The sequence below is a fragment of the Mesorhizobium sp. CC13 genome (assembly GCF_039907765.1).
In the GTDB taxonomy this organism is placed as follows: Bacteria; Pseudomonadota; Alphaproteobacteria; order Rhizobiales; family Rhizobiaceae; genus Aminobacter.
The window spans coordinates 12634-24986 of record NZ_JARDJI010000001.1 but is presented as its reverse complement, the minus strand read 5'-3'; the positions used below and the strand labels follow the sequence as shown (position 1 = coordinate 24986).

Genomic DNA, 12353 nt, shown 5'->3' with positions numbered 1-12353 from the left:
ACAGGTTTGCGCATGCGGTGATCGAGACGTGATCTCCCCCCTTGAGGGGGAGATGGCCGGCAGGCCAGAGGGGGGCATTCAAGCGGCCCTCATCCGGGAGCTACCCCGGCCGGAGCAACGACCCGGCAATCGGATAGACGCGGCTCGTCCCGATCATGTAGGCCGTCGGCGCGCCCTCGCGGAACATGCCCTTGTAGGCGCGGTCGAGCACGTTGAGCGAGCCGGTGAAGGCGCCGAAGGCCGGCATCACCAGCCGCTCGCCGTCGCTGGCAAAGCAGCGGCGCCGGACCGAGCGGCCGCGCTGGACGATGCGGGCGCAAGGGTGCAAATGGCCGGCGACCTCGCCCTCGGCGTGCCCCTTCGACGGCTCGTGGCGGAAGACGAGGCCTGCGACCGCCAGCTCCACGACCGTCTCGCCCGGCAGGTCGGCCGGAGCCTCGGGATCGTGGTTGCCGGCGATCCAGAACCAGTTCCGCCCCGCCATCATCGCCGTCAGGCTGTTGCGAAACGGGTCGGGCAGGCGCTCGGCACCCTCGCCGTCATGGAAGCTGTCGCCGAGGCTGACGACGATGCGCGGCTGGTAGTCCTCCACCACCTCGGCCAGACGCGTAAGCGTGGCAGCGGTATCGTACGGCGGGATCAGCCGGCCGCGGCGGGCATGGGAAGAACCCTTCTCCAGATGCAGGTCGGAGACGACGAGCAGGTCGAGTTCGGGGAAATGCACGACGCCGCGCCAGTCGCAGGCGGCACGCATGCCGGCGACCGCGATGGTCTCGCAGCCTGCCCTGGTCAGCTCGCGCGCGGCTATGTTCATGCGCTTCCCATCGCCTCTTCGATCAGGTCCGCCGCCTCCAGAAGCAGGGAGTCGTGCGCCTCGCCATTGACCGGCTCGCGGCCGATCTCGAGCATCACGGGCACCGCCAGCGGCGAAATCTGGTCGAGCATCTTATGAACGATTCGGCCGCGGATGCGCGAGAGCATCTCGGCCAGCCTCCTGACATCGAGCAACCCGCTCGCGGCATCCGCCCGCGTCGCCTTGAGCAGGATGTGGTCGGGCTCGTGGCTGCGCAAGACGTCGTAAATGAGGTCGGCCGAAACCGTCACCTGCCGGCCGCTCTTTTCCTGCCCGGGGAAGCGCTTCTCGATCAGGCCCGAAATGACGGCGCAGTTGCGGAACGTCCGCTTCAAGAGCCAGCTGTCTGCCAGCCACGCCTCGAGATCGTCGCCCAGCATGTCCTCGTCGAACAGTTCCGCCAGCGACGGCCTTTTCGCCTTGAACATGCGGCCGAGATCGCCCAGCGCCCAGACGGCAAGCGAATAGTCGGTGGCGACGAAGCCCAAGGGACGCGCGCCCATGCGCTCCAGCCGGCGGGTCAGGAGCATGCCGAGCGTCTGGTGCGCCAGCCGGCCCTCGAACGGATAGGCCACCATGTAGAAGCGCTCGCCGCGTGGGAAGGTCTCGACCAGCAGGTCTTGCTTGCGCGGCAGCACGGACTTCTCCTGCTGGATGCGCAGCCAGTCGGCCACCTGCTCGGGCAGCGCCTTCCAGCGCGCGGGGTCGGCCAGCATGCCGCGCACCTGGTCGGCGAGATAGGTCGACAGCGGAAACTTGCCGCCGGCATAGGACGGCACCAGCACGTTGCCTGCGCCGCCGGTCGAGACGTAACACTCGTTCTCGCGGATGCCCTCGAAACGCAGCACCTTGCCTGCGAACATGAACATGTCGCCGACCGAAAGTGTCTCGACGAAATACTCCTCGATCTTGCCGAGCACCGGCCCGCCGCGAAGTGCCACCGATGCGGCGTTGCCTGCGCCCGCCCTGCCCTTGGCGCGGGTGTAGCGGACGTTCAGCATCGGCGCCTCGATGATGGTGCCGACATTCAGCCGGTATTGCTGGGCGATGCGCGGATTGGATACGCGCCACTTGCCGTCCTTGGTCTTGCGGATACGGGCGTAGCGCTCATATGTGCGCAGCGCGTAGCCGCCGGTGGCGACGAAGTCGACGACGCGGTCGAAGCTGTCGCGGTCGAGCCCGGCATAGGGCGCCGCGCCCGTCACCTCCCGATAGAGCTCGTCGGCATCGAAGGGCGCGCCGCAGGCACAGCCCAGCACGTGCTGGGCCAGCACGTCGAGCGCGCCGTCGATCAGCGGCGGCGTGTCCTGCGCGCCGAGATAGTTGGCCTCGAGTGCCGCCCGGCACTCCAGCACCTCGAAGCGGTTGGCAGGCACCAGGATCGCCCGGCTCGGCTCGTCCATCCTGTGGTTGGCGCGACCGATGCGCTGGGCCAGCCGGCTCGCGCCCTTGGGCGCACCGACGTGGACGACGAGGTCGACGTCGCCCCAGTCGATGCCGAGGTCGAGCGTCGAGGTGGCGACGACGGCGCGCAAGCTGTTGTCGGCCATCGCCTTCTCGACCTTGCGGCGCTGGCCGACGTCGAGCGAGCCATGATGAAGTGCTATCGGCAGATTGTCGTCGTTGACGCGCCACAGCTCCTGGAACAGCAGTTCCGCCTGGCTGCGGGTGTTGACGAACAGCAGCGTCGTCCTGTGCCGGCGGATCGCGTCATAGACCTCGGGGATGGCATAACGCGCCGAATGGCCCGACCACGGCACGCGCTCCTCTGAATCGAGGATCGTGATCTCGGGCTTGGCCCCGCCTGACACGGTGATGAGATCGGCCATGGCGTTACCCTCCCCCTTGCGGGGAGGGTCGCCCGAAGGGCGGGGTGGGGGTCCGTCCGCGCCACCAGATATCACCCCGACGCCGCGCGTCGATGCACCGGGGCGAGCCGTGGGTCTCACCCGTCCTTCGGACCCCCAAATGGCGGAGGATGAATTGCCCTGCCTCACCAGCCAGCGCCTCAGTTCGTCCGGTTCGGCCACTGTCGCCGACAAGCCGATCGCCTGCAGGTTCGGCACGAAGGCCCTGAGCCGCGCCAGCCCGAGCGACAAGAGATGCCCGCGCTTGGAGGTCACCAGCGAATGCAACTCGTCCAGCACGACGTAGCGCAGGCCGTTGAAGAAGCGGTCGGCGTCGGGCGAGGCGACCAGCAGCGCCAGCTGCTCGGGCGTCGTCAGCAGGATGTCGGGCGGCGACAGCTTCTGGCGGGTGCGCTTGTGCTGCGGCGTGTCGCCGGTGCGCGTCTCCATCGTGATCGGCAGGTTCATCTCGTCGACCGGCTTGCCGAGATTGCGCTCGATGTCGACGGCCAGCGCCTTGAGCGGCGATATGTAGAGCGTGTGCACGCCGCGCTGCGGCTCGCCCGGCCGCTTCTTCGGCCGGACCGCCAGGTCCGTCAGCGCCGGCAGGAACCCGGCCAGCGTCTTGCCCGCCCCGGTGGGCGCGATCAGCAGCACCGAATTGCCCTGCTGGGCGCTGGCGAGCAGATCGAGCTGGTGCGCACGCGGCGACCAGCCGCGCTCGGCGAACCATCGCACGAATGGTTCCGGCAGCATGGCAGGGCTCGAATTCGGCTCCAGTCGCGCTTGGCTCGTCACGCCCCATGCCTAGCGCGGCGATCGTGCCGCGCCAAGTGAAATCTGGAACAAAAAGGGATCAAGAGATGCAGACCTTCGTAGGCCGCGTTCCGTCCCACCCCCCTCTGCCCTGCCGGGTGCCCGGCAGGGCAGAGGGGGGTGGGACGGAGCGCGAGTTACCCGACTTGCATCCCGAGGGCTGCCGTATCAAATGGCGACCCCACAAATCCGAGCCCGCATCATGACCGACGCAACCTCCCACGAAGCCCGCATCACCGAGCTGGAAAAACTCGTCCGCGAGCTTCAGGCGCAGATCGAAACGCTGAACAAGCAGGCAGGCATCGCGCCCAAGCCGGCTGAAAAGCCGCTGCGCTCGCGCGGCATGCTGGGCAGTCCGAAGGGCCGCTAGCCTGGCCGTTCCGTCACCACGATCAGCCCCTCGACCGGCTCGCGGCGGTCCTGGCGGATGACGGCGCGCTCCAGCGACACCAGCTTCAGGCCGGCGGCGGCGATCAGCCCGTGCACATAGGCCTCGGAATGCGCGTAGCGGCGCGACTCCTGGAGCGCGAAGGCTCCCTCCCCGGCAAAGCGCTCGACCGAGAACGCAAAGACGCCGCCCGGCGCCAGCATCTTCATGACGCTCGCAAACACGGGATCGAGCGCGCCGAGATACATGAAAACGTCGGCAGCGGTGACGAGGTCGGCCGCCTCGCCTTCCGGCTGCAGCTCCTGCAGGTCGGCCTTGACCAGATTGTCATACACGCCCTTGTCGCGCGCCTTGCGCAGCATCTCGGCCGAGATGTCGTAGCCGTCGAGCCGCTTCGCCACGGGCCTCAGCTTCACGCCCATCAGCCCGGTGCCGCAGCCGAGGTCGACGGCATGTCCGAACGCGTTGCGCCCCGTTGCCCCGATCGCCGCCGCCAGAAGCTCCGGCACGCGGTAGTGCAGCGTCTCCACCAGCGCGTGGTCGAACTTCTCCGCATACTGGTCGAACAGCATCTCGACGAAGGCGCTGGGCGGACTGTCGGCTGCAGGTGCGGCACCTATCAGCTGCAGCTTGAGCGCAGCCCCCGGCCGGTCTGCCGGCTCGAGCTTCAGCGACATGCGCCAGGCCTCGGCAGCCGCCTCGGCCTGCCCTGCCGCTTCCTGCATCTCGCCCAGCCGGAACCAGCCCATCGCCCAGCCAGGCGCCAGTTCCAGCGCGCCGAGCATCAGTTCGGCCGCGGCGGCATGGTCGCCCGAGGCGAACAGCATTTCGGCATAGTCCGCCCGCCGGTCGGCAAGCAGGTCGTTGGAAGAGAGCTGCAACGGCGTCAAGCGCGGCAATCCATGTGAAGGAGGGTGGCGCGCATTACTGCCAAACCGGCCTTCCACGCAAGCGGCAAATGCCTATCTTGGTGTGATGCGGCCCAGCGACCTGCTCCACTCCCGCCCCGAAGGGCTCTACTGCCCGCCAGGCGATTTCTACATCGACCCGGTGCGTGCCGTGGAACGCGCACTCATCACCCACGGTCATTCCGACCACGCCCGCCCCGGCCACGCCAAGGTGCTGGCGACGCGCGAGACGCTCGACATCATGGCGATCCGCTGCGGGCCGGATTTCGCCGGGACCACCCAGGCGATGGCGCTGGGCGAGAGGATTCGGCTCGGCGACGTCACGGTGTCGTTCCACCCGGCCGGCCACGTTCTCGGCTCGGCGCAGATATCGGTCGAGCGCAACGGCATGCGCATCGTCGCCTCGGGCGACTACAAGCGCGCCAGGGACCCGACCTGCGCCGCCTTCGAGGCGGTGCCCTGCGACGTCTTCATCACCGAGGCCACCTTCGCGCTGCCGGTCTTCCGCCATCCAGACGCATCCGGCGAGATCGGCAAGCTGTTGAAATCGATCCGGCAGTTCCCCGAGCGTGCCCACCTCGTCGGCGCCTATGCGCTCGGCAAGGCGCAGCGCGTGATGCGGCTGTTGCGCGACCAGGGCTACGACAGGCCGATCTATATCCACGGCGCGCTGACGCGGCTCAGCGAATATTACCAGGGCCAGGGCGTCGACTTGGGCGACCTCCAGCCGGCGACCGTCGAGGACGGCGACAAGGCCGATTTCGCCGGCGCCATCATCGTCGCGCCCTCCTCCACCTTCGCCGACCGCTGGGCCCGCCGCTTCCCCGATCCGCTCGCCGCCTTCGCGTCGGGCTGGATGCGCATCCGCCAGCGCGCCAAGCAGGGCGGGGTCGAGCTGCCGCTGATCATCTCCGACCATGCCGACTGGGACGAGCTGACCGCCACCATCACCGAAACCGGCGCCGGCGAGGTCTGGGTCACCCACGGCCGCGAGGAGGCACTGGTGCGCTGGTGCGAGCTCAACGGCATCGCCGCCCGCCCGCTGCACCTGGTGGGGTACGAGGACGAGGGGGATTGAGGATGTTCGTCGCGTTCCTTCCCACCCCCCTCTGGCCTGCCGGCCATCTCCCCCGCAAGGGGGGAGATCACGCCTTCGCCATCGCTTCGGCCAATCTGGAAGGTCGCTACTCCCGCAAGTCTTCGATTCTGACTGTGCCCACACTGGAACGCCTCAGGACGCGGGCCGCCGTCGCCGCGGCTGATCTCCCCCCTTGCGGGGGAGATGGCCGGCAGGCCAGAGGGGGGTGCGAAGGAACACGACGTGCACCGGGAGCGCCCCTCCCATGAACCGCTTCGCCGAACTCCTCGACCGCCTGGTGCTGACGCCGTCCCGAAACGGCAAGCTGAAGCTCATCACCGACCACTTCCGCGCGGTCGAAGACCCCGACCGCGGGCTGGCGCTTGCCGCGCTCACCGGCGAACTGGACATCGCCTCGGTCAAGCCGGCAATGCTGCGCCAGCTCGTTTCCGAGCGCATGGACCCCATCCTGTTCGGCTATTCCTACGACTATGTCGGCGACCTCGCCGAGACTGTGTCGCTGGTCTGGCCGGAGGCACGGTCTGCGGCTGACGCATCGCCTGTGACACCCCCACCCCTTACCCCTCCCCACGAGGGGGAGGAGGACGTCAGCGTCTCAGAATCCCCCTCCCCCTTGTGGGAAGGGGTAAGGGGTGGGAGTCTTCCAGAACACAAGCCCAACCACGACATCACACTGGCCGAAGTGGTCGAGAGGCTGCAATCGGCCAGCCGCTCCGACGGCCCGGCCGTGCTCGCCCGCCTGCTCGACCAGGCCGGCACCTCGGCCCGCTTCGCCATCATCAAGCTCGTCACCGGCGGCCTGCGCATCGGCGTTTCCGCCCGTCTCGCCAAGCAGGCGCTGGCCGATCTCGGGTCCGTCGACGTCGCCGAGATCGAGGAGCTGTGGCACGGGCTTGCCCCGCCCTATGCCAACCTGTTCGCCTGGCTGGAAGGCAAGGCGCCGAAGCCCGAAAAGGCAGCCCGCGCCCTGTTCCGGCCGGTCATGCTGTCCAACCCGGTCGGCGCCGGCGACCTCGAAAAGCTCGATCCCACAGACTACGCCGCCGAATGGAAATGGGACGGCATCCGCGTCCAGGCCGTTTCCGAAGGCGGCATCCGCCGGCTCTATTCGCGCACCGGCGACGACGTCTCCGGCGCTTTCCCCGACGTGGTAGCGGCGATGGATTTCGACGCGGCCCTCGACGGCGAGCTGCTCGTCGGCGTGCCCCGCGAGGCGACCGGCACGTTCTCCGACCTGCAGCAGCGGCTCAACCGCAAGACCGTCTCGGCCAGGATGCAGGACCGCTACCCCGCCTTCGTGCGCTGCTACGACCTGCTGCAACTCGATAGCGAAGACCTGCGTGAATCGCCCTTCACGAGGCGCCGCGCCCGCCTCGAAGCCTTCGTCGCCACGCTCGACCCCAACCGCTTCGACCTGTCGCCGTTGGTCGCCTTCGACGGCTGGGCACAGCTCGAGGAGATGCGCCGCAGCCCACCGCACCCGATCATCGAAGGCGTCATGCTGAAGCGGCTGGACTCATCCTATCTCGCCGGCCGGCCGAAGGGTCCGTGGTTCAAGTGGAAGCGCGATCCGCACACAGTCGATGCCGTCCTGATGTACGCCCAGCGCGGCCACGGCAAGCGCTCGAGCTTCTACTCCGACTACACCTTCGGCGTCTGGTCGGGCCTCGAGGGCGAGGAAGAACTGGTGCCGGTCGGAAAAGCCTATTTCGGCTTCACCGACGAGGAACTCAAACAGATCGACAAGTTCGTGCGCGACAACACCATCGAGCGCTTCGGCCCGGTGCGTTCGGTGCGCGCCGACAGGTCGAACGGGCTGGTGCTGGAGGTCGCCTTCGAGGGGCTGAACCGCTCGACCCGCCACAAGTCGGGCGTCGCCATGCGCTTCCCCAGGATCTCGCGCCTGCGCTGGGACAAGCCGCCGGCCGAAGCCGACCGCATCGAGACGCTGCAGGCGCTGCTCGACTAGGCATGGTCCCGAAAAGTGGACGCCGGTCTTCGGACAAGATCATGCCCGATGAAAGACCGACAGCTACTCGGTCACCGACACCCTGATCTCGTAGATGTCGACCGCCTTGCCCTGCTCCTCGAAGTCGGGGCTGATGGCGATGGTGCCGCCGCCGGCGGGCTGCTTGTCGGGCACGTCCATCTCGAACAGGTATTCGCCGCGCTCGTAGCCGACGAGATAGCGCTTGCGGCCGCAGTCGCCGAGTTCGCCGAAGTCGCAGTCGATCGCCATCTGCGTCTCCTTGCCGTCCTCGGAACGGGCGACCACGTCGAACACCGCGTGCTTGCCGGCGATCTGCTGCAACACGCCCTGGCCGACGTCGAAGCTGATCGCGGCCGCACCCTTGCCGGAGCGGATCCTGAGGAAGCGGCCGGTGTCGTCCTGGGTCATCTCGGCGCTGGCCCCGCTCGGGGCGCTGACGTCGGTCGGATCGGCTGGCGAAAAGACCGAGATCCAGTTGCGGGCTTGGTCGTGCTCGCCCTGCCGCGCCGGACCCGAATTGGCTCCGCCGGGGACGAAATCCTCGCTCTCGAGCTGCCGCGGCGGGTTCGGCACCGACGTGTCGATTTCTTCCGGCGACTTGAACAGCCCGGTCTGCACCGCCCACCAGGCGCCGATGCCGCCCATGGCAAGCAGCGTCACGACAAAGAACATCGCCGCGAACGGGCGCCGCCGTTCGGTACGGCGCGACGCGCGGTCGGCCCGCCTGCGCTCCGCCCTGGTCAGCTTCTCGTCGATCCCGGCGGCCGGCGGCATCTGCCTGTCGGGAATGATGTCGGGCACGACCGGCGTCACCCCGGAGGCCCTTGCGCCGTTCGGGCTCGCGCCGACCGACACGCTCGGCGCCTTCTTGCCGTTGCCGCCGATCGACACCTCCGGCGCAGTGCGCCCGCCGTTGCCGCCGAGCTTCACATCCGGAGCGGCTCCCGGCCTTGCTGCGCCCAGGTCGGCGGCAAACGAAGGGCCGGCCGGCTGGAACTCCGATTCGATCTCGGTGATCTTCGCCTGCAGCGCCTTGCGCCGGTTGATCGCCGCCTCGACGGTCATTGCGGGGTTCGATTTCAAGGCGCGGTCGAGCGCCGCGAAGGCCGCGCGGTAGACCTTCTCGCGAAACTCGCGGTTTTCGGGATCGCCCTTTTCGAAGGCGTTCCGGATCGCCTTTTCGATCGAATCCAACCGATTTTCCTCGCAACCACGCCTGTGTTGCCAGATGGTTAGCGACACAGGCGGCATCAATCAACGGCATCGCCCGCGTTTTGTCGTCAAACCGGATACAATGCCGTTGATGAGCCGTGAAAACCGGTCCGCCTTGCGGCATTGCCGCCATGGCCCGATCCGGGGTAGATGTGACGTTTACGGAAACGTCAAAAGCCGGGAGAGACGCGTGGCATTGCCTGAAATCCTCAAGAACAACCTGCGTGTCCCCGTCGTCGGGTCGCCGCTGTTCATCATCTCGCACCCGCCGCTGGTGCTCGCCCAGTGCAAGGCCGGCATCGTCGGCTCCTTCCCCGCGCTCAATGCCCGCCCCGAGGCGCAGCTCGACGATTGGCTGGCCCAGGTCACCGAGGAGCTCTCCGCCCACGACGCCGCCAATCCGGACCGCCCGGCCGCGCCCTTCGCCGTCAACCAGATCGTGCACCGCTCCAACACCCGCCTCGAGCACGATCTGCGCCTGTGCGTGAAGTACAAGGTGCCGATCGTGATCTCGTCGCTGGGCGCGGTCGAGGAGGTCAACCAGGCCGTCCATTCCTATGGCGGCATCGTGCTGCACGACATCATCCACGACCGCCACGCCCGCAAGGCGATCAAGATGGGCGCCGACGGCCTGATCGCGGTCGCGGCGGGTGCGGGCGGCCATGCCGGCACACTGTCGCCCTTCGCCCTGGTCCAGGAGATCCGGCAGTGGTTCGACGGTCCGCTTTTGCTCTCGGGCGCCATCGCCAACGGCGGTGCCGTGCTGGCGGCCCAGGCAATGGGCGCCGACCTCGCCTATATCGGCTCGCCCTTCATCGCCACCGCGGAAGCCCGCGCCTCCGACGCCTACAAGCAGATGATCGTCGAGTCCAAGGCGGCCGACATCGTCTATTCCAATCTGTTCACCGGCATCCACGGCAACTACCTCAAGGGCTCGGTGCGGGCCGCCGGCATGGACCCCGACAACCTTGCCGTCTCCGACCCCTCGAAGATGGATTTCGAGGAAGCCGGCAAATACAAGGCCTGGAAGGACATCTGGGGCTGCGGCCAGGGCATCGGCGCCATAGACAAGGTCGTGCCGGTGGCCGAACTGGTCGACCGCCTCGCCCGCGAATACGCCGAGGCCAGGGCCAGGCTCGCGGCGTGAACACGGCACTCAGGGTCCTTGACCGACAGGCGCGAACTCCCTCCACGCCCAGGCCTTGACCGTCAGGCCTGCCGGCGCGCGAACCGCGCCCTCTCCCAGGTGCAACACGCCTGCTCGTTGTCCCGTGCCGGTCGACAAACCTGGCAGGTGGATTGTCGCAACGCCTGTCAAAACCCTGCAAAGGCCGCTTGAAATCGGCGCGCAATGAAGTTATCAGGCAAACACCATCGCGCAGCCTTCGCGGCTGCGCTACCTGGAAGCCGCTTTAGCTCAGTTGGTAGAGCACATCATTCGTAATGATGGGGTCGCGTGTTCGAGTCACGCAAGCGGCACCAGCCAGCAATCACTTACGCAGAATTGGGGCAAAGCCCGAAAAGGCCGGCTCACCGAATACCCGTATCGGCCGATGAGCAAATTAGCTCCCAGTCTGCTGCGAGCCGATACTGCCGAGTCCGGGGCTTCTGCCGCTTCGGGCCAGGCCTGTATCAGGCCAAACTCCAGCCTGCCTGAAGACGCTCTATTTCTTCAGGATCTGGCGGCCGCTGGCCTCCCAGGCGATCATCCCGCCGCTCAGATCGCTCACCTGCGTGTAGCCGAGTTCGGCCAGGCGTTTCGCCGCCACCGCGCTCATGCGGCCGCTCCGGCAATAGAGGACGACCTTGGCGTTCCTGTCCTTCGGCAGCTTGTCGAGATTCTCGTCCATCTTGTCGAAAGCTATGAACGCGTCCGTGCCCTCGATCTCGCCTTCATAGGGGATGTGGACGTTGACGAAGGCGAAGTCCTTCCGCTTCAGCATGCCGGCAAGCTCGTCGCTCGAGATCATCACGACCTCTCCCGTGGAATCCCCGGCTGCCAGGCTCGGCCCCCGGCCGCTGAACGCGACGAGCACGGGCGCCATCAGCGTCGTCAGCAGCAGCTTGCGTCTTGTCGTCGGCATTGGTGATCCCTTTCCTTCAGTCCGGCCACGGCGTGCAACCGCGCGGCGTCGCGATCTTCGACCCGCCCGGGTGTCGCGCCGCCTTTCCCAAGCTCGATCCTCGGCGTTTGTCGGCAATGTGGCCGATCTGGCGGCGCCGGACAAACCGATCGTGTTCACGATTGATTGAAAGGCGATCCGGACGAGCGCAAAAAACCCCGCCGCCTTTCGGCAGCGGGGCATGTTCGGGCCAGTGCGCGCCGCCGGGTGCGTTGCCGCATCCCGGCGAAGGTCGTCTTAGGGCACCACAAAAAGCGACGGCGTGACGAGGTTCGGACGATAGGTATCCATCGTCGCGCCGTTGCGATCCTCGTCGAGGAGGGTGCCGCTTCCGAAGCTGGCGCGCAGTCCCACGGTCACTTTGTGCGACTGGAAGCTCTCGTCGGAGCCGTTGATCGACAAATCCTCGAACTGATAGCGGCCGAAGACCGACCAGGGGGTTTCGGTGAAGCGGTAGGTCGCCTGCAGAGCCAGGGCGATCGTATCGAAGTCGACGTCGACCTCGTCGATGGTCATGCGGTGGAAGCCGAGTTCGGCATCGAAGCGCAGGTTGTCCTGCGCGAAATAGCGCACCACGCCGCGGATGCCCATCAGGTTGAAGTCGACCGGGGCGCCCTCCAGTTCCAGGCTGCCATAATAAGCTTGGCCGTAGAGCGTCACCCGGTCGAAATAGACCTGGGCTTCAGGGCCTACCCTCCAGTCCCAAACGTCGGGGAAGAAGTCGGAGCCGGGCCCCGAGGCTCCATAGGTCTTGACCTCGGCGAAACCGCCGACCGCATAGGATGCCGGGTCGCGCCAATTGAGGTGAACGACGCCACCGATGCTGCGGAGCGAGTTGTCTTCCGCGCCGATCGCATCCACCGTCAGGTCGCCCTGGACGTTCCAGCGCTCGGCGAACGGCACGTTGACGCGCGCGGCGCCGCCGGCAGCCCAGATATCTTCGTCGCCGCCCGGGTCGGTCCACAGCCCGCCGCCGTAGATTTCGCCGTAGCCAGAAATCTGCCGGGCCGCCTGGCCCTCGATCGGCGCGGTCGGATCGGCAGCAAAGGCCGAAGTGGCAAGCGCCGCCAAGGCGACGGTAGAAAGCAGAAATTTCATGCAAGCCCCCAAGAATCCC

Annotated in this window: 10 protein-coding genes and 1 tRNA gene; 5 read left to right on the top strand and 6 right to left on the bottom strand. The window is 67.3% G+C overall.

From position 1 onward, the window contains the following. Positions 1 to 100: 100 nt before the first annotated feature. Together pdeM and PV773_RS00115 are read right to left on the bottom strand one after the other, a co-directional pair. Positions 101 to 754: a ligase-associated DNA damage response endonuclease PdeM gene (gene pdeM, locus PV773_RS00120; RefSeq protein WP_347964900.1), complete on the bottom strand. Its 654-nt coding sequence runs from the start codon at positions 752 to 754 to the stop codon at positions 101 to 103. Between the two features lie 56 nt (positions 755 to 810). Then, positions 811 to 3456, bottom strand: coding sequence for a ligase-associated DNA damage response DEXH box helicase (locus PV773_RS00115; RefSeq protein ID WP_347964385.1), 2646 nt, complete (start codon positions 3454 to 3456; stop codon positions 811 to 813). A 262-nt stretch (positions 3457 to 3718) separates the two neighbouring features. Between PV773_RS00115 and PV773_RS00110 the strand changes: the two genes are divergently transcribed. After that, positions 3719 to 3886 (top strand): hypothetical protein, encoded by a 168-nt coding sequence (locus PV773_RS00110; protein ID WP_347964384.1) that lies wholly within the window; start codon positions 3719 to 3721, stop codon positions 3884 to 3886. Here PV773_RS00110 and PV773_RS00105 read toward each other — a convergent pair. Next, the gene (locus PV773_RS00105; protein ID WP_347964383.1) at positions 3883 to 4794 is read right to left on the bottom strand and encodes a methyltransferase domain-containing protein; all 912 of its coding nucleotides are present in this window, start codon (positions 4792 to 4794) and stop codon (positions 3883 to 3885) included. The genes PV773_RS00110 and PV773_RS00105 overlap by 4 nt on opposite strands. An 85-nt stretch (positions 4795 to 4879) precedes the next feature. Here PV773_RS00105 and PV773_RS00100 point away from each other — a divergent pair, with 85 nt between their 5' ends. Together PV773_RS00100 and PV773_RS00095 are read left to right on the top strand one after the other, a co-directional pair. Further along, positions 4880 to 5890 carry a ligase-associated DNA damage response exonuclease gene (locus tag PV773_RS00100; RefSeq protein ID WP_347964382.1) on the top strand — a complete coding sequence of 337 codons (1011 nt, stop codon included), beginning with the start codon at positions 4880 to 4882 and terminating at the stop codon, positions 5888 to 5890. Between the two features lie 265 nt (positions 5891 to 6155). Beyond that, positions 6156 to 7880 carry a cisplatin damage response ATP-dependent DNA ligase gene (locus PV773_RS00095; RefSeq protein WP_347964381.1) on the top strand — a complete coding sequence of 575 codons (1725 nt, stop codon included), beginning with the start codon at positions 6156 to 6158 and terminating at the stop codon, positions 7878 to 7880. Between the two features lie 63 nt (positions 7881 to 7943). Here the strand turns inward: PV773_RS00095 and PV773_RS00090 are convergent, their stop codons facing one another. Further along, positions 7944 to 9095: a hypothetical protein gene (locus PV773_RS00090; RefSeq protein WP_347964380.1), complete on the bottom strand. Its 1152-nt coding sequence runs from the start codon at positions 9093 to 9095 to the stop codon at positions 7944 to 7946. 208 nt (positions 9096 to 9303) lie between these two features. Here PV773_RS00090 and PV773_RS00085 point away from each other — a divergent pair, with 208 nt between their 5' ends. Both PV773_RS00085 and PV773_RS00080 read left to right on the top strand, forming a co-directional pair. Next, positions 9304 to 10260: a nitronate monooxygenase family protein gene (locus PV773_RS00085; RefSeq protein ID WP_347964379.1), complete on the top strand. Its 957-nt coding sequence runs from the start codon at positions 9304 to 9306 to the stop codon at positions 10258 to 10260. 259 nt (positions 10261 to 10519) lie between these two features. Beyond that, positions 10520 to 10595 (top strand) — tRNA-Thr (locus PV773_RS00080). A 182-nt stretch (positions 10596 to 10777) separates the two neighbouring features. On the opposite strand, the gene PV773_RS00075 is transcribed toward PV773_RS00080, so the two are convergent. Both PV773_RS00075 and PV773_RS00070 read right to left on the bottom strand, forming a co-directional pair. Further along, positions 10778 to 11197, bottom strand: a complete 420-nt coding sequence (locus tag PV773_RS00075; protein ID WP_347964378.1) for a rhodanese-like domain-containing protein — start codon at positions 11195 to 11197, stop codon at positions 10778 to 10780. A 276-nt stretch (positions 11198 to 11473) separates the two neighbouring features. Further along, positions 11474 to 12334, bottom strand: a complete 861-nt coding sequence (locus tag PV773_RS00070) for a hypothetical protein (RefSeq protein ID WP_347964377.1) — start codon at positions 12332 to 12334, stop codon at positions 11474 to 11476. Positions 12335 to 12353: the final 19 nt, after the last annotated feature.

What these genes read in the sequence shown, in the direction of transcription:
- PV773_RS00095 (WP_347964381.1), top strand. Translation starts at nt 6,156, where the DNA reads ATGAACCGCTTCGCCGAACTCCTCGACCGCCTGGTGCTGACGCCGTCC.
- PV773_RS00100 (WP_347964382.1), top strand. Translation starts at nt 4,880, where the DNA reads ATGCGGCCCAGCGACCTGCTCCACTCCCGCCCCGAAGGGCTCTACTGC.
- PV773_RS00110 (WP_347964384.1), top strand. Translation starts at nt 3,719, where the DNA reads ATGACCGACGCAACCTCCCACGAAGCCCGCATCACCGAGCTGGAAAAA.
- PV773_RS00075 (WP_347964378.1), bottom strand. Translation starts at nt 11,197, where the DNA reads ATGCCGACGACAAGACGCAAGCTGCTGCTGACGACGCTGATGGCGCCC.
- pdeM (WP_347964900.1), bottom strand. Translation starts at nt 754, where the DNA reads ATGCGTGCCGCCTGCGACTGGCGCGGCGTCGTGCATTTCCCCGAACTC.
- PV773_RS00115 (WP_347964385.1), bottom strand. Translation starts at nt 3,456, where the DNA reads ATGCTGCCGGAACCATTCGTGCGATGGTTCGCCGAGCGCGGCTGGTCG.
- PV773_RS00070 (WP_347964377.1), bottom strand. Translation starts at nt 12,334, where the DNA reads ATGAAATTTCTGCTTTCTACCGTCGCCTTGGCGGCGCTTGCCACTTCG.